The sequence below is a fragment of the Lysinibacillus sp. GW821-FHT14F06 genome, assembly GCF_058803665.1.
Genome location: NZ_JBXAPF010000001.1, coordinates 161,408 through 177,544 on the forward strand (window position 1 = coordinate 161,408; position 16,137 = coordinate 177,544).

At 37.0% G+C, this 16,137-nt stretch carries 14 protein-coding genes and 1 riboswitch; of the genes, 10 read left to right on the forward strand and 4 right to left on the reverse strand.

Annotation, left to right across the window (positions count from 1 at the left end; all coding sequences use genetic code 11):
- Positions 1-61: 61 nt before the first annotated feature.
- From AC1RNS_RS00795 to AC1RNS_RS00840, 10 genes are all read left to right on the forward strand, one after another.
- Positions 62-793, forward strand: a complete 732-nt coding sequence (locus tag AC1RNS_RS00795; protein WP_427546711.1) for a pseudouridine synthase — start codon at positions 62-64, stop codon at positions 791-793.
- Between the two features lie 337 nt (positions 794-1,130).
- Positions 1,131-1,670, forward strand: coding sequence for a thiol-disulfide oxidoreductase ResA (gene resA / locus AC1RNS_RS00800; protein WP_492990093.1), 540 nt, complete (start codon positions 1,131-1,133; stop codon positions 1,668-1,670).
- Between the two features lie 6 nt (positions 1,671-1,676).
- Positions 1,677-3,350, forward strand: coding sequence for a cytochrome c biogenesis protein ResB (gene resB, locus AC1RNS_RS00805; RefSeq protein WP_492990094.1), 1,674 nt, complete (start codon positions 1,677-1,679; stop codon positions 3,348-3,350).
- Positions 3,347-4,534 (forward strand): c-type cytochrome biogenesis protein CcsB, encoded by a 1,188-nt coding sequence (gene ccsB, locus AC1RNS_RS00810; RefSeq protein WP_492990095.1) that lies wholly within the window; start codon positions 3,347-3,349, stop codon positions 4,532-4,534. Before resB ends, ccsB begins: the two co-directional genes overlap by 4 nt.
- Positions 4,535-4,850: 316 nt before the next feature.
- Entirely contained in the window at positions 4,851-5,567 is a 717-nt protein-coding gene (locus tag AC1RNS_RS00815) for a response regulator transcription factor (RefSeq protein ID WP_049668637.1), read from the forward strand.
- Positions 5,560-7,335: an ATP-binding protein gene (locus tag AC1RNS_RS00820; protein WP_492990096.1), complete on the forward strand. Its 1,776-nt coding sequence runs from the start codon at positions 5,560-5,562 to the stop codon at positions 7,333-7,335. Before AC1RNS_RS00815 ends, AC1RNS_RS00820 begins: the two co-directional genes overlap by 8 nt.
- 90 nt (positions 7,336-7,425) lie before the next feature.
- Positions 7,426-7,959: an RNA polymerase sigma factor SigX gene (gene sigX, locus AC1RNS_RS00825; protein WP_427546725.1), complete on the forward strand. Its 534-nt coding sequence runs from the start codon at positions 7,426-7,428 to the stop codon at positions 7,957-7,959.
- Positions 7,956-9,248, forward strand: coding sequence for an RsiX family anti-sigma factor (locus AC1RNS_RS00830; RefSeq protein ID WP_492990097.1), 1,293 nt, complete (start codon positions 7,956-7,958; stop codon positions 9,246-9,248). The genes sigX and AC1RNS_RS00830 overlap by 4 nt, the downstream gene beginning before the upstream one ends.
- A gap of 193 nt (positions 9,249-9,441) precedes the next feature.
- Positions 9,442-9,630, forward strand: a riboswitch (FMN riboswitch).
- Positions 9,631-9,848: 218 nt separating this feature from the next.
- Positions 9,849-10,436 carry an ECF transporter S component gene (locus tag AC1RNS_RS00835; protein WP_492990098.1) on the forward strand — a complete coding sequence of 196 codons (588 nt, stop codon included), beginning with the start codon at positions 9,849-9,851 and terminating at the stop codon, positions 10,434-10,436.
- A 159-nt stretch (positions 10,437-10,595) separates the two neighbouring features.
- Entirely contained in the window at positions 10,596-11,942 is a 1,347-nt protein-coding gene (locus tag AC1RNS_RS00840) for a sodium-dependent transporter (protein ID WP_492990100.1), read from the forward strand.
- A 63-nt stretch (positions 11,943-12,005) separates the two neighbouring features.
- Here AC1RNS_RS00840 and AC1RNS_RS00845 read toward each other — a convergent pair whose 3' ends face one another.
- The 4 genes from AC1RNS_RS00845 to AC1RNS_RS00860 form a co-directional block, all read right to left on the reverse strand.
- A complete protein-coding gene (locus tag AC1RNS_RS00845; protein ID WP_492990102.1) occupies positions 12,006-12,392 on the reverse strand; it encodes an STAS domain-containing protein in 387 nt (128 codons plus the stop codon).
- A 199-nt stretch (positions 12,393-12,591) separates the two neighbouring features.
- Entirely contained in the window at positions 12,592-14,286 is a 1,695-nt protein-coding gene (locus AC1RNS_RS00850) for a methyl-accepting chemotaxis protein (protein ID WP_492990103.1), read from the reverse strand.
- 116 nt (positions 14,287-14,402) lie between these two features.
- Entirely contained in the window at positions 14,403-14,840 is a 438-nt protein-coding gene (locus AC1RNS_RS00855) for an ATP-binding protein (protein ID WP_492990104.1), read from the reverse strand.
- Between the two features lie 6 nt (positions 14,841-14,846).
- Complete coding sequence (locus AC1RNS_RS00860; RefSeq protein ID WP_492990105.1) at positions 14,847-15,977, reverse strand: SpoIIE family protein phosphatase; 1,131 nt, start codon at positions 15,975-15,977, stop codon at positions 14,847-14,849.
- Positions 15,978-16,137: the final 160 nt, after the last annotated feature.

Below are 16,137 nucleotides of genomic sequence, written 5' to 3' on the forward strand. Positions count from 1 at the left end.
CCAAGGCGAAATTGATAAGTTGGCATGAATGCCATTGCGAATGAAAACTAGAGGTGAAAGTATGGAAAGATTACAAAAGGTCATTGCATATGCAGGTGTTGCATCGAGGCGTAAGGCGGAGCAATTGATTTTAGAAGGTAAAGTAAAGGTGAACGGCGTTGTAGTGCGTGAGCTAGGTACAAAGGTGTCCAACTCAGATACGATTGAAGTTGAGGGAGTAAAACTTGAAAAAGAGGATAAGGTTTATTACTTATTATATAAACCTCGCGGAACCATTTCAGCTGTAACGGATGATAAAGGACGCAAAACTGTCACAGATTTATTTAAGCATATTCCGCAACGTATTTTCCCAGTCGGGCGTCTTGATTATGATACATCTGGCTTATTATTGCTGACAAATGATGGGGAATTTTCCTATATGTTGACACACCCGAAATTTAAAATCGACAAAACTTATATTGCACGTGTCAAAGGTGTTCCAACGATTGAAGGTTTAAAAAAGCTGCAACGAGGAATAAAGCTAGAGGATGGTAAAACGGCACCAGCGATGGTAAGTATGACCTCCTTTGACGAGAAAGCTGGTAAGGCGATTTGTGAAATTACCATTCACGAAGGACGAAACCGTCAAGTGCGCCGCATGTTTGAGGCAATTGGTACACCTGTTGTCAAATTAAAACGTGAACGCTTTGCTTTTTTAGATTTATATGGTCTGGCACCTGGAGAGTATCGTGAATTGACAAAGCATGAAGTGAAGCAATTAAGAGTGTTAGCAGAGACAGGAAAAATAGGTTAATTGAACATGATCTTATAGAAAGTGAAGATACCATTATCCGTATGGGAATGTTTTCACTTTCTTAGTGGTGTAATCGTTCATAAATCATTCATAATTATTAGCTAAGCGTTTTTGTATCATTTTGCTATAATAGGTGAGAACAGTACACCTATATTAGTTTCATCCAGTCGAAGTAGTATTCACTTCTGACTTTGTAGCTTTTAGGCGCAGAAGCAATAGAGTTGTATAGAATTTGAAACCATACTAGCTGTACAGGAAATGAAATATCTATACATATTTTAAAAACTTTGCGTTATAAACGTTGCTCAAAGCCGTAATTGATAGGGGGTTTATTAACTTGGAGAAAAAGAAAAAACGTCTCGTCATCCGTACCATTATTTTAGCAGTTTTGGTCTTTGCAATTGGGTACACTGTATATGGAACAGCGACAAAGGAGAAGGTAGAGTTAGTAGCAGTAGGCTCTGAAGCACCAGACTTCACGTTAGTAGATTTAAACGGTGAGAAACATAAACTGTCTGATTATAAAGGGCAGGGGGTATTTTTGAACTTCTGGGGAACTTGGTGTAAGCCATGTGAAAAGGAAATGCCTGCAATGGACCGTCAGTATAAATCGTTTAAAAACCAAGGTGTACAAACATTGGCTGTCAATATTGCACAAACAGATTTTGAAGTTCAGAATTTTGTCGATAGATACGACTTAACATTCCCAGTGGTTATTGACAAAACAAAAAGTGTTATGACTGCCTACAATGTTGGACAATTACCAGCAACGGTTCTTATTGATCCAGATGGTAAGGTAGCGAAAATTATTACGGGTGAAATGACGGAGGCAAATATTGCTTCGTACATGGAATTAGTGAAGCCGAATAAGGAGTAAATGACTATGGAAAATATCATTTGTGCTTGTGGTCATAGTAACCCATATGGCACGAAGCTCTGTGAAAAATGTGGTCGCCCTTTAACTGAGGAAGGTAAGCAAACAAAAGTTGTTGATATGCGCTATGATGGATCAGCGATTCGATCAAAAACATACAACAAGACATTTGTTGATAAAATTTGGAATTTCTTCTCGAGTGTAAAAGTAGGAATTGCCCTTATTATTATCACACTGGTCGCTGCGTCAATCGGAACAATTTTACCGCAAGAAATATATGTAAACGCTCCAGATGCAGGTAAGGCCGAATACTATGAGAAAGTCTACGGCTGGTTTGGTAAACTTTATAATTATTTAGGATTATCTGATTTGTATAGCACTTGGTGGTTCCAAATTTTAGTTGGAATGCTCGCTATATCGATTATTGTTGCAAGTTTAGACCGTGGGATACCATTGCATAAGTCTCTGAAAAATCAACGCGTTAAACGTCATGAAAGTTTTCTGAAGCGTCAACGCATTATAGCAGAGGGACAAGTTTCAAATCCTGAGGAAACACTCGAAAAAGTTCAGCAAAAAATGACTGACTTAAAATATAATGTTCGACGTGATGGAAGCGCACTTTTAGCAGAACGCGGCCGTTTTTCTCGATATGGCCCATACATAAACCATGTCGGCCTTATTATTTTTTTAACAGGCGTTATGATACGTTTAGTGCCTGGCTTCTATGTGGATGAGTCGATTTGGATTCGTGAAGGTGAAACAAGAGCTATACCAGGGATGGAAGGCTATTTTATTAAAAATAATAAATTTATTTTAGAAACTCATGACAATAAGCCACAGGGCGAGCAAGTGGCACAAGGTGTCAATGTAGTAGCAAAAAACTTCCAAACGGATGTCACATTATACAAACAACCTGAAGGCTCACTTCCAGGGGACTTGGATAATCTTGAAAAGGTGAGAGATTACTCGATTCGTGTAAACCATCCTTTAAAAGAAGATGGTTTTGCCTTATATCAAATGAATTACCGATTGAATGAATTGAAGCAGATGAATTTCGATTTGGTGAATAAAGTAACTGGTGAATCTCTTGGTAAAGCTGAAATTGATCTAACAAATCCTAAAAAGGAATATGATTTAGGAAATGGTTCTTCCGTACAGATTCTAGTTTATACACCAGATTTTTCTGGTTTTGAGAATGGTGAACCACAAACAAAAACTTCTATACCTAATAATCCAGCATTTTTATTTAAAATGAAAACACCTGAAACACCAGATGGAGAGGTAAGTTTTGTTGAAATTATGAAGCCGCCTCTTGAACCGCTTGGAGAAAATAAATATCGAATGAAATTTGCTAGTGCTGACACACGAAATACGGCAAACTTTACAATACGTAAAGATAGTACAATACCTATTCTATTTGTTGGTGGTATTATTTTCATGATTGGTGTAGCAATCGGTTCGTATTGGAATCACAGACGTTTATGGTTACAGGTAGAGCCAGATGGAAAAGTGATAATGGCTGCCCATGTTAATAAAAATATGTTCAGCATGAAAAAAGATTTAGATGCTGTTTCATCCTTTACTGATTTACCACCATATATAGATCAGCTAGAGAAGTCAGAAGATGTCGAGAAGTCGACAAAATCAGCCATTACTAAAAAGGAAGGTGACAACACCTTATGAGTTTGATTGATATAAGCGGAAACCTATTGTTTGTGGCATTTATAGCTTATCTTGTAGCAACGTTATTCTTTGGTGGTTCAATAAAGCAATCGAATGCTACAGGCAAAAATACAGATAAATGGGGCAAGCTGGCTATTGCTATCACTATAATTGGTTTCCTTTCGCAGCTTGGGTATTTTATTACCCGTTGGATTCATACAGGGCATGCACCTGTTAGTAACATGTTTGAATTTACGACAGCTTTTGGTATGTTCATTGTTGCTGCATTTATTTTAATTTACTTTATTTACCGCATGACAGCATTAGGTTTAGTGGCACTACCTGTGGCACTTTTAATCATTGCCTATGCAGCGATGTTCCCGAACGAAGTAAGTCCATTAGTGCCATCTTTACAAAGTCATTGGCTAACAATTCATGTTATTACAGCGGCTTTGGGTCAATCGATTTTGGCCATAAGTGCGGTAGCTGGACTGATTTATTTATTAAAAGTAGTAGATGTTACGAAGGCCACTAAAGAACGCTTTTGGTTAGAAACAGTGATGTTCTGCTTAGTGTTAGTAGTTGGCTTTGTCATTGCTTCCTCTACGTTTAAGGCGATGGATTACGAATCTAAATACTCTTATGTTGATAAAGAAGGCACAGAGCGTCAAATAACTTATAATATGCCACCGATATTTGGAATGAATGAATTTAAAGCAATTGAAGAACATGGTATGTCGCCAATTGTAGAAATGCCTTCACTTATTAATGCGAAGAAATTAACAACGGTTGTTTGGTCATTATTAGTAGGATCAATTTTATACTTATTAATTCGTTTAATTGCACGACGACGTATTAGCGCAATATTCCAACCATTTGTTAAGCGTGTCAATTTACAATTACTAGATGAAATCGGCTACCGTTCCGTATTAATTGGTTTCCCAGTATTTACATTAGGTGCTTTAATCTTTGCGATGATTTGGGCACAAATCGCCTGGAGTCGTTTCTGGGGATGGGATCCAAAAGAGGTATGGGCACTTATCACATGGTTATTTTATGCAGCATTTTTACATTTACGCCTTTCAAAAGGTTGGGAAGGTAGAAAATCAGCTTGGTTAGCATTAATTGGCTTCGCCATTATCTTATTCAACTTAGTTGCTGTTAACTTAATTCTTGCAGGCTTACACTCATACGCATCAAATTAATACGAAACTAGCTTACGTTTAGGGGTGCTTGGGAGAGAGGGATACAAGCTTATACCTATATCAACTATGAAAACGCTTGTATAATAACGTCCTGTCTGCATGAAGAAGCAGTTGAGCGTTCACTTCTTTTACCTTGGAGCACAAGTTTTGCAGGATGATGAACTAGTATGGAAGCATATATGAGATTTTCAACGTCGCTAGTATTAGAAAGATAAGCCTTCTTGCTTGTGGCAAGAGGGCTTTCTTTTCTTTTCAATATGTGTCGAACCATGTACAATAGAATGTAGAGAAAGATTGGAAGAGAGGGATCGTGAAAGTGTCAGAGAATATTTCAGTGTTAGTAGTAGACGATGAGGATCGTATTCGACGCTTATTAAAAATGTATTTGGAGCGTGAAGGATACCTTGTTGACGAAGCAGAAAATGGTGAACAAGCGATCGAAAAATCTTTAGAAAAAGAGTACCATTGTATTTTATTAGATATCATGATGCCTGAAAAAGACGGACTTGAAGTATGTGCAGAAATCCGTGAACGTGCAGCAACACCAATTATTTTATTAACTGCTAAGGGCGAAGAAGCAAACCGTGTACAGGGCTTTGAGCTTGGGGCAGATGATTATATTGTAAAACCATTTAGTCCTCGTGAGGTAGTGTTACGTGTGAAGGCTATATTACGTCGTTCGCAGGCATTCTCACCTTCGACAAATGCATCCTCCTCTAAAGATTTGGTTGTATTCCAGCATTTAATGATCGACCACGATGCCCATCGTGTAACAGCAGAGGGGATTGAGGTAAATTTAACACCGAAAGAATATGAATTGCTTTATTTTCTAGCGAAGTCGCCAGACAAAGTATTTGACCGTGAACAATTACTAAAAGAAGTTTGGCATTATGATTTCTTTGGAGATTTACGTACTGTGGATACGCATGTAAAGCGCTTACGTGAAAAGCTCAATCGTGTATCTGAAAACGCTGCAAAGATGATTGTCACTGTTTGGGGCGTTGGCTACAAATTTGAGGTTGTCAATGAATAGAATATGGAATAGTGTTGTCGGGAAGCTATGGGTAACCATATTGCTTCTCGTTTCATTTGTATTATTTGTTTTCACGGTTTTGATGCTCGAATTTCTACAAAATTACCATATGCAGCAAGCGGAGATTTCGTTGCGTCAAACAGCTGCAACGGTGGCAAGTATTGTAGATGATAATGAAACGGCAGAGTCAACATCGGAATTATTAAAAGATATTTTACCCGAAAGCACGAATGCCCTTATTGCGACAGGTAATAACGAAGTATCGTTTGCTTTGCAGGAGGGAGTTAATAAAAAAGAAATACAGGATACTATATTAGCCAATAAATCTTTCCATAAAATTTTTCAATCAGATGAACCAATTACGAAAGAAATGATGATGCCATCATCTACAGATAAAGAAAAAATAGAATCGTATGTGGTGCTCGGCTTCCCATTAAATGTAGAGAATGCCGTGCATGGTGCTGTCTTTATTTATCAAAGTCCAGATGCACTACATAAAACATCGAAAGAAACGACAAAAATTGTCTTTTTATCTGCCTTTATTGCCTTTGTGCTAACAACATTCTTTGCCTTTTTCCTTTCCTCACGTATTACCTCGCCATTACGTAAAATGCGTGAACTGGCGTTTGAAATTTCAAAAGGGAATTTTGAAGCAAAAATGCCAACAACACAAAATGATGAAATTGGTCAGCTTGCTGTTGCCTTTAATCAAATGGGGCGACAATTAAAGCATAATTTAGAGGTAATTAATCAGGAAAATGAACAACTTTCTAATATTTTGACATCGATGACAGATGCAGTCATTACGTTTAATCGAGATCGTACAATATTATTAAGTAACCCGCCAGCAGAGCGTTTAATGCAAAAATGGTTTGTTAATAAAGGATCTCAAAGTGCAAAGCCAATTCCACCAGAGCTATATCATATGCTAGATCATGTACTGATGTTTGAGGATAAATTAGAAGAAGAAATTGAGATGGACGGAAATTATTATACCTTTACGATTAGTCCCCTTTACAGTGGGGAATTAATACGTGGAGCAGTTGCTGTTATTCGTGATATGACAGAGCAGCATCGCTTAGAAAAGCTGCGTTCAGATTTCATAGCGAATGTATCTCATGAGCTGAGAACACCAATTTCAATGCTTCAGGGCTATTCAGAGGCCTTAATGGATGATGATTTTATTCAGGATCAGGAAGAACGTAACGAGATAACAAAAATTATCTACGATGAATCGAAGCGTATGGGACGTCTAGTAACAGATTTATTAGATTTAGCTCGTATGGAATCGGGGCATATGACGCTTTATAAGGATGAGCTTCCAATTAATTCTATATTCGAGCGGATAACACAAAAGTTTGCTCAAGTCGCTAAAGAGAAAAATGTTCGTCTAGTATTTGATAGTGAATTCAATGAGGAAGCTAGGATAAGTATTGACGAGGATCGGATTGAACAAGTGTTAACAAATTTAGTTGACAATGCACTCCGTCATACGGATGAAGGGTCAGTTACTGTCAAAATTGAGCAGGAGCCGACCTTCGCAAAAATATCTGTTCAGGATACAGGACATGGCATTCCACATGAGGACTTACCTTATGTTTTTGAACGTTTTTATAAAGCTGACAAAGCCCGGACGCGTTCTAAAGGCGGAACTGGCCTAGGTTTAGCTATTGCTAGAAATATTGTAAAGGCACATTCAGGGACGATTATGGTAGACAGTGTGCTGAAAGAAGGTACGACCTTTACGTTTTATTTACCTTTCGAGTAATTAATATCATTGCTACTTTAGTGGTATTAATTGGCTGTAACTTCTGTAAACATGAAGACGACAAATATTATAGAACGGGGGTGGAGTGCATTGAATGACTCCGTGTTCCATCGACTATACGATGCATACCATCAAGACGTGTTCCAGTTTCTTATTTATTTAGTAAAAAACCGTATACTTGCTGAAGATTTAGCGCACGAGGTTTATGTACGAGTGTTGCGCTCATACGATCAATTTGCAGGAAATAGCAGTGAAAAGACATGGCTTTTTGCCATTGCTAAAAATGTAGCAATCGATCACTTTCGGAAGCAGGCAGTACGCCAAAAGCATTCACTTGATTTTTTTGACTGGGAAACGGAACAGCTCCATTCAAACACACCATCACCGGAAGATATGTTGGAGGCCAGTGATGAATTTATGCAGGTAGAGTCAGCACTTGAAAACTGTACAGGAGACCAAAAGATGGTCATCATTATGCGCTATTTTCAAGATTTATCGATTGCAGAAACAGCACAAATACTAGATTGGACAGAAGCAAAGGTAAAAACAACGCAGCATCGTGCCATTAAATTTTTAAGGCAACAGCTACAACAGGTTAGAGAACAGGAGGCGAAACGGCAATGACACATAACCAGTTTGATAATGACCAACTAGAACATGTATTGAACAATGCCCCTAAGCTTTCTGACCGCCGTTCTAAAGATGAAATATTAAATCGATTATTGGCAGATACTCGCTTGCAGGATAATGTTCATCTGCAAGAAGCCATCCAGCAGCCAGTAGACGAAGAAGTGTCAGCGCAAGAACAACAGCAAAGTACAGAGACAGAATCAACAAAGCGCAAAATCCGTAAATGGCCAATCTTTATGAGTGTTGCCGCTGTTTTCGCATTAACAGTAGGTGTAGGTTCTATGTTTATGAATAATAAACATTCCAAGATAGATCAGGCGACTGCCCCTGATATTGCTCCATATTCTACTATGGAAGATGGGCCAGCTGCAAAAACTGCTGAAAATCATGATAATTATTTGGATTCGAGCATTGTTGCAGAACATGCTAAATTTATGTCTCTACGTACCTCTGTGTACGAGGAGGACTTAACGGATGCCGTTGTCTTCCGCATTGGTTTGGCAAGCCGTGATGTAGAAAGTGTACCAATGACGTATATTATTCCCAATGAGCAAGTTGCAGCAGATTTTGGGAAAGAAAAACCTTCTACATTACAAATGTATAAAAAGTATGCACCACAAATTAAAGAGGAAGAAAAAGGCTTTACTAATTACCATCCATATCAAGGTGAATTGAAAGAAAAAGACGATAAGCTGATTCATGTATTACCTGAGAAAAATGATTACGATGTAGCTTCTGCCCCTGTGAATGAGTATAAGGGAACCTTGCAGGATACATTTTCGGACTCAGAGTATACAGAGGTAGAGTTTGAAAATGCAGATGGTACACCATACGAGTTCTCCCAAGAGGGGGAGCCGAGTAAGGCTATGTCATTAACAGGTCCAAGTCATTTTAATTATTATTTATATAAAGATCAGAATAATGGGACGGAGTATTTATCTCCTGATTTTCGTCAAACTTTTTCCACGGTAACAGAAGCGATTACAGTTATGCGCAATAAAAATGATGATGTCTATGTTCCTGTCGTTCCAGAAAATGTGACCTATACTGTTCAGGAGGTTGCTGAGGGTGTTGTTGTTACCTTTAATGATCCTCTTGATTTAACGACTATGGAACCGGTTCGAGCAACACAATTAATCGAAGCAATGATGCTAACGGCTGCAAGCTTTGATAAACAATTACGCCTAGATAATGTAGTTCAGGAAAATTGGGAAGGCTTTGATTTTAAAAATTTCTTGCCCAAGCCAGTAGGCGCAAACAAGCAATATATGGATACGCCATAGCAACTTTTTGGCGATAGTGAAGGAGTTTTCTCGTACATAGACAGTGGCGAGAATACTCCTTCTTGTTTTTCTGGCGATAAATCAATTAACTGTCCATAAAACATACAAATCTAATAGGATTTTTTAAGCAGAACTATTTACTTTTTCTAAATAATTCATTATAGTAAAGCTGTAGAACAAAAATAAAATATTGATTCATCTTCGGGGCAGGGTGAAAATCCCGACCGGCGGTAATAGAGTTGTAAATCGCTAATGTGAAAGACATTGGCTCGAATGATTTACTAATGACTCTTCAGCCCGCGACCTGTGCAAATTTTTTTGCATGGCTGACTTGGTGCGATTCCAAGGCCGACAGTTAGAGTCTGGATGGGAGAAGATGGAGGTACGATCGTCATTCGTTATTTTAAATTGGCTTTGAACGGGCGTTTTTTCAACATGACTTTAAAGTTCGCTCAAAAACTGCTAATTAATGGCGTTTATTAATCATGCCTATTCTCCCTTATGCCAAAAATGCATAAGGGTTTTTTCATGAATAACATGTGATTAGGTCGTAACCTTTCTTCTTGCGAGATTGAATCAGCAAAGAGGAGAGAGTTTTCAATGAAGAAAAATGTTAAACTTCAATCGTTTATAACGATTGGCATGCTGAGCAGTATTTCATTTTTATTAATGCTATTTAATTTCCCAATTCCGCCATTCCCAGCGTTTTTGGAAGTAGATTTCAGTGATATGCCTGCATTACTAGCGGCTATCACAATGGGACCTGTAGCGGGGATTCTAGTAGAGTTATTTAAAAATGTTTTGGATTGGATTTTCTCAGGCACGCCGACAGGAGTACCAGTAGGACATATCGCTAACTTCACAACAGGTATTTTATTTATTTTACCGGTATCCATTATTTTTAAGCGTTTTAAAAACATTGGTGGCCTTATTAGTGGCTTAGCAGCAGGAACAATCGTTATGGCGGTTGGTATGAGTGTTCTTAACTATGCTGTATTTTTACCAATGTACACGTACTTTTTGGGGATGGAGCCTGTTGTAGGAGATTCATTATATAAAATGATTGTGGCTGGAATCTTGCCATTTAATATTGTCAAAGGAATTTTATTAACTGTTATCATGGCTTTATTATTTACAACTATGCGCAAATGGATAGATCGTCAACGTAATATGTATTTAACGAAATAAGATTATGAAACCTCGGGTGTTTTGATACACTTGAGGTTTTTTTATGGATAGAACGCATGAAGTAATGGATAGATTCGTCAAATGAACTTAATCTAGTCGGGCCTAGTGTTTTCATGTAGAATAAGAAAGAGTTTAGAAATGCTAGAGGAGTTTGAAGAGATGAGTGAAAAAAAAGCACAATGGTCTAGTAAACTAGGTTTTATTTTAGCATCAGCAGGTGCAGCAATTGGATTAGGGGCAATTTGGAAGCTTCCGTATGTTACTGGACAAAGTGGCGGAGGAGCATTTTTCCTTATATTTGTTCTATTTACATTGCTGATTGGTTTACCGATGCTATTATCAGAATATGTTTTAGGTCGTGGCACCCAATCTGAGGCGGTCACTGCCTATAAAAAAATTGCACCGACGAAAATGGGCTGGGCATGGATTGGCCGCATGGGTGTACTAGGTTGCTTTTTATTATTAACTTTTTATAGTGTTGTGGGTGGTTGGATTTTTATTTATAGCGGTCTTGGTGTGGCTGGAACTGTTATTGATCCTGTTAATGATCCTGGAGAGCTATTTGGAAAAATTATAGGTACGCCTTGGATTACATTGCTAGGTTTAGGGTTATTTACGCTAGCGAATGTACTAGTGATATCCCTTGGTGTGCAAAATGGTATAGAAAAGGCTAATAAGTTTATGATGCCATTATTATTTATGATGTTTATTGTACTTGTTGTCCGAGCAGTAACATTAGATGGGGCGATGGAGGGTGTGAAATTTTTCTTATGGCCAGACTTCTCTAATATTACTGGAAGGGCTTTATTAGAAGCGTTAGGGCAATCCTTCTTTGGCTTAGCAGTGGGTTTTTCTTGCCTTGTGACCTATAGCTCTTATTTAAAGAAGGATGTGAGCTTACCTAACTCGGCGGGCTCGGTTGTTCTTTTAACTGTACTTGTATCATTTTTAGCAGGATTAGCGATCTTTCCAGTGGTATTTGCCTTTGATTTAGAGCCAGCTTCTGGACCGGGCTTACTGTTTATGGTGCTGCCAACAGCATTTAGCCAAATGCCGTTTGGTGAAGTGTTCTTAGCGATGTTTTTATTATTATTTTTATTCGCAACGTTAACATCCTCCTTTAGTTTATACGAAATTATCGTAGCGGCATTTATAGAAAAGGGGCAATTGTCTCGCTCAGTATTGACACTGTTATTAGGTATAGTAGTCTTTATTGCTGCAATTCCAGCAGCACTGTCATCTAGTACCTTAGCTGATGTATCATTCTTTGGAAAAACAATTTTTGATACGACAGATTTTCTAGTATCGAATTTAATGCTTCCAATAGGAAACTTATTGATAGCGTTCTTTATTGTACATGTAGCTGATAAAGAATTTGTGAAGAAGGAATTACTGATGGGAAGCCATATGGGGCATGGGTATTATTCTATATATCGACTATTAATGTTAATTGTAGTACCTATAGTTATTCTAGTTGTTTTACTAAATATGCTATTACAATATTAAAAAGCAGGGTGTATTCCATTCACAGGAATACACCCTATTTTAATAATGGGGGCAACAATAGGATTAATATTCGGTAAGTGATAATTCTCCTAGCCAGTCTTCTTTAATAATCTTTCTTGCTTGCTCTTCGCTGTTTGTGATAGGAAAAACTTTATCAACCTGTGAAATAGCGAATAAGTTGCGGATGAAATCATCGACGACAATTATGGCGATTTTCTTTTCTTTTATAGAAACTTTTTTGGCAAAGTTGACGATCATACCAAAGCCGGTACTATCTATATTTGTTACCTTTTGCATATCGATAATATATCCATGCTTTGTTTCTAAATTTAGTGATTGAAGATCTTTTTTTATATCCTCAATCAGCTCGTATTCCAAATCACCAGTAAACGCAATTAAGATATAATCAGCCTTTGTGCCAATATCCATCGCAATTTTCTTCTGATTCATACTATAGCGCCTCCATTTTCCTTTTCTTGTTTATGGATTAATTACTACTTGGATAATTTCTTGACAAGGTTGAAGGCTTTCCAAAGACCTTTTTGAGCCACCTCATCTGCTTATGTTATTGTGGGAGTCACCGCATTTTTGTATATTGCTTTAATAGACTCCCACTGATTCTATCACATCGTATCATGTTAATTCTTAATTAAAACTTAAATTTATTGACTTCGTTTTGTAATTTATCAGCAATTGTTGCTAATTCATCTGAGTTTTGTGTTATCTCTGCTACGGTAGCATATTGTTCCTCAGAAGTAGCAGCGATTTCCTCTGTTGCAGCCGCAGAGTCCTCAATGATACGAGAAATGTCTTGAATAGCTTGTTGAACACCTAAGGAGTTATCATTGACATGCGTAAATGCAGTTTTCATTTGTTCAACACCTTTTTCCGTCTCCACAACTTTCTCCACAATCTCTTTTAAAGCAGTTCCTCCTTTATTGATAATTGTTACTTGCTCCTCTACTGCAAGCAAATTGCTTTCCATTGTGCGAACTGTTACTGATGTTTCAGCCTGAATATCATTTATTAGATTTGTAATTTGCCCAGATGCCATGCTTGATTGCTCAGCTAGCTGACGTACCTCTGAGGCAACAACCGCAAAGCCTTTTCCTTGATCACCTGCGCGTGCGGCTTCTATGGCTGCATTAAGGGCAAGTAAATTTGTTTGCTCTGCAATACCTGTAATCACGGTGATAATACCACCAATTTCCTCAGAGCGTTTGCCAAGCTTTTGAATTGAGTCGGTTGCATAAGACACTGTTTGGGTTACAGCACTTAAATGTTTGATCGCTTCAGTAATCGCTTCTTCTCCTTTACGTGCAATATTCGATGATTCTATAGCACTAGTCAAAGTCATTTCAGCTTTTTGCAAACTACTCGATACTTCTTCAATTGTTTTTTGCATCATCGATACAATTTGCTCAGCTTGATCGGATTGTGTTGTTGTTCCAACTGCGATTTCATTCATGGTTAATGCAATTTGGTTAGAAGCCTCACTAGTTTGGTGTGATGATTCAGCTAAAGAGTGGGAAGAGTTAGCGACCTGATTAGCACTACCAGCCACAATTGTAATTGTTTCTGTTAAACGATCCTTCATATTACTAAATGCAAGTGCCAGATCCGCAATCTCATCCTTGCTCTTAGGATTTAATAATTTAACATTCAAATTTAAATCTGCTAGCTCTTGGGCATTGGAGCTTAGAATATTAATTGGGTTAATGATTTGTCGTTGTAAAAACCAACTAATACCGACAATCAATAGAATAGCAATCCCTAACGAAACGGCTACATTTTCAAGAGCAGATTTTGTTGCAATGCTTATATAAGGTGCTGTTGGAACGGCTGTTGCCCATACACCTATTACATCTCCTTTGCTATCTAAAATAGGGTCATAGGCTGCTTGGTGCATGCTTCCTAAAACACTGGCTGAACCAATAAATCGTTTTTTTTCTCCTAATACTACAGTTGCCACCTCGTCAGATACTTTAGTATTTAAAGCACGCTCTCCATTTTCAACAATATTGGTACTAATTCGTGTATCATTTTGGAAAATGGATACGGCATTACCGTTTGTTAGCTCGCCAACTTTATCAGCGATGTCAAAATTCTCAACCATATTGATATCGCCTTTATATAATTGATTATTTTTGATGGACCAATCTCCAGGGAATTTTGCATTTAAATATTCATAGCTTACTTGAATATCTGATAGAAGCTTAGTATCAGCACTTTCTAAAAGATTCTTTTTCGCAACATAATAATTTATCCCTGCTAAAAGTGAAGTAAGTAGTAAAATACAACTAAAGATTAGCAGGCTTATTTTTTTTCGGATTGACAGTCTCATTAAAACTCCTCCAATTATACGTTTATAGGTATATGTTGTTGAACCTTATATCACGTTATGATTTCCGCTGCTCGTTTTGGCGAGTCGAGTAGCGTTTTTTAATAGTTAAAAATTTATCAAAGCTCTCTATTTTCATTTATATAAATTCTTTTTGAGATACCGACTAAAAATTTTGTTTCAGAAATATGTTCAAACCAAATATCATCAACCATATTTTTGACAAAAAATAAACCACGCCCACGATCTGAATAATCAAGTTCATTGAAATCGTATTGAAGAACTTTATCCCAATCATTTTCAGCAATCCCTTTTGCTTCATCAGTAACAGTTACTTTTATTTCTTCATTGGATTGGCATACATGTATTTGAATTTCTTTTTTTGAGCATGTATTGATTTTTCCCATTGCTTCAACAGCATTTATAACTAATTCATGTACAACAAAGCGTAATTCCTTTTTATAAGGTAGATTATATACATTTGAATAATTTTCCATAACTTGATCTACGAATGCTATAGCTTGTGTATCAGGATTTACATTGAGCGTGAATTCCATCACCAATCACCTACCCTGTAATGTAATTGTTATTGAAACTACTGTTATATCATCACTGTGATCATTATCTAATAAATTGTACTTTTGAGAAAATTTTTGTAAGGCATAGCTATTTTCTTGTGAGGCATAGGAATGGAAAAATTCCATATCGATACTGTGTTGCTTATTTAATGTCAATAATCCATCTGTATAAAGTATAATTCGATGCCAGCCAGATAAAGGAATTGTTTTTTTAGTGATTGGAATTGTAGGGAATAATCCAAGAATAGGTGTGTTCGCTTGAAGAAATACTGTCTCTCCATACTTTCCAAATAAAAATCCAGCTGGATGGGCTGCATTAACATAGTGTAATGTTCCATTTTTTGTATCAATAAGTATGTAGATAGCCGTCATTAAAAAACGGTCCATATCTTCATCAGAGAAAAGTTCGTATATTTGACGATTCAGCTCCCGAATGACTGTTACAGGATCGATTAATTTTGTAATCATACCTTTTAACAGAGATCGAACGGACATGGTAACAAGTGATGCAGCGATGCCATGCCCCATAGCATCATATAAAAGAATAGCTGTCAAATGTTCATTAATCCTAAACCAACAGTACATGTCACCTCCTAGTGTATTGGATGTAACATAAAGTCCATCAATCTGTAGGTATTTAAGATTTAATGGTGGTGATAAAGCGTTTTTTTGAAATTTTTTTGCCACAATTAAGTCTTTTTGAATAATACTTTCTTGCTGCTTTCGAAGTTTTGCTTCATTCTGATATTTTGTGGCTACTTGAATTCGAGTTTTAAATTGTGTGAAATCAAATGGCTTTAAAATAAAATCAAATATCCCAGCTTCAAAAACTCTATCAATCGTAATCGTTTTCTCATAAGTAGTAGCAAGAAGGATTGGGACATCAATCCAGTTTATTAAACTGTCAATTTGCTGACATATTTCTTCGCAATTTTTAAGTGTCAATTTTGCATCGAGAATAATTAATTCCAGCTCTTCTTTCAAAGAATCTAATAAATAATTCATTGCTGCATCAGAGGAGGAAAAGCAATGAATATCTTTGATGTCTATACGATGAAAATATTTTTGCAGACGCAATACATCATTACTTACGCTGCCAATAATTAATACTGACATGCTTCCTACATTCACCGCCTTATGTATCTTTAACAGAAGATTTCCAGGAATCTTAGTTATTTATTTCTAACTATATTATATACGCCTTATTTACTTGGCTGATGAACAATATAGAAATTCTAATTTGCTATAAATTTACCAATAAATATGGCATTATACA

What these genes read in the sequence shown, in the direction of transcription:
- AC1RNS_RS00820 (WP_492990096.1), top strand. Translation starts at nt 5,560, where the DNA reads ATGAATAGAATATGGAATAGTGTTGTCGGGAAGCTATGGGTAACCATA.
- AC1RNS_RS00830 (WP_492990097.1), top strand. Translation starts at nt 7,956, where the DNA reads ATGACACATAACCAGTTTGATAATGACCAACTAGAACATGTATTGAAC.
- AC1RNS_RS00860 (WP_492990105.1), bottom strand. Translation starts at nt 15,977, where the DNA reads ATGTCAGTATTAATTATTGGCAGCGTAAGTAATGATGTATTGCGTCTG.
- ccsB (WP_492990095.1), top strand. Translation starts at nt 3,347, where the DNA reads ATGAGTTTGATTGATATAAGCGGAAACCTATTGTTTGTGGCATTTATA.
- AC1RNS_RS00835 (WP_492990098.1), top strand. Translation starts at nt 9,849, where the DNA reads ATGAAGAAAAATGTTAAACTTCAATCGTTTATAACGATTGGCATGCTG.
- AC1RNS_RS00855 (WP_492990104.1), bottom strand. Translation starts at nt 14,840, where the DNA reads ATGGAATTCACGCTCAATGTAAATCCTGATACACAAGCTATAGCATTC.
- resB (WP_492990094.1), top strand. Translation starts at nt 1,677, where the DNA reads ATGGAAAATATCATTTGTGCTTGTGGTCATAGTAACCCATATGGCACG.
- AC1RNS_RS00840 (WP_492990100.1), top strand. Translation starts at nt 10,596, where the DNA reads ATGAGTGAAAAAAAAGCACAATGGTCTAGTAAACTAGGTTTTATTTTA.
- AC1RNS_RS00795 (WP_427546711.1), top strand. Translation starts at nt 62, where the DNA reads ATGGAAAGATTACAAAAGGTCATTGCATATGCAGGTGTTGCATCGAGG.
- AC1RNS_RS00850 (WP_492990103.1), bottom strand. Translation starts at nt 14,286, where the DNA reads ATGAGACTGTCAATCCGAAAAAAAATAAGCCTGCTAATCTTTAGTTGT.
- AC1RNS_RS00845 (WP_492990102.1), bottom strand. Translation starts at nt 12,392, where the DNA reads ATGAATCAGAAGAAAATTGCGATGGATATTGGCACAAAGGCTGATTAT.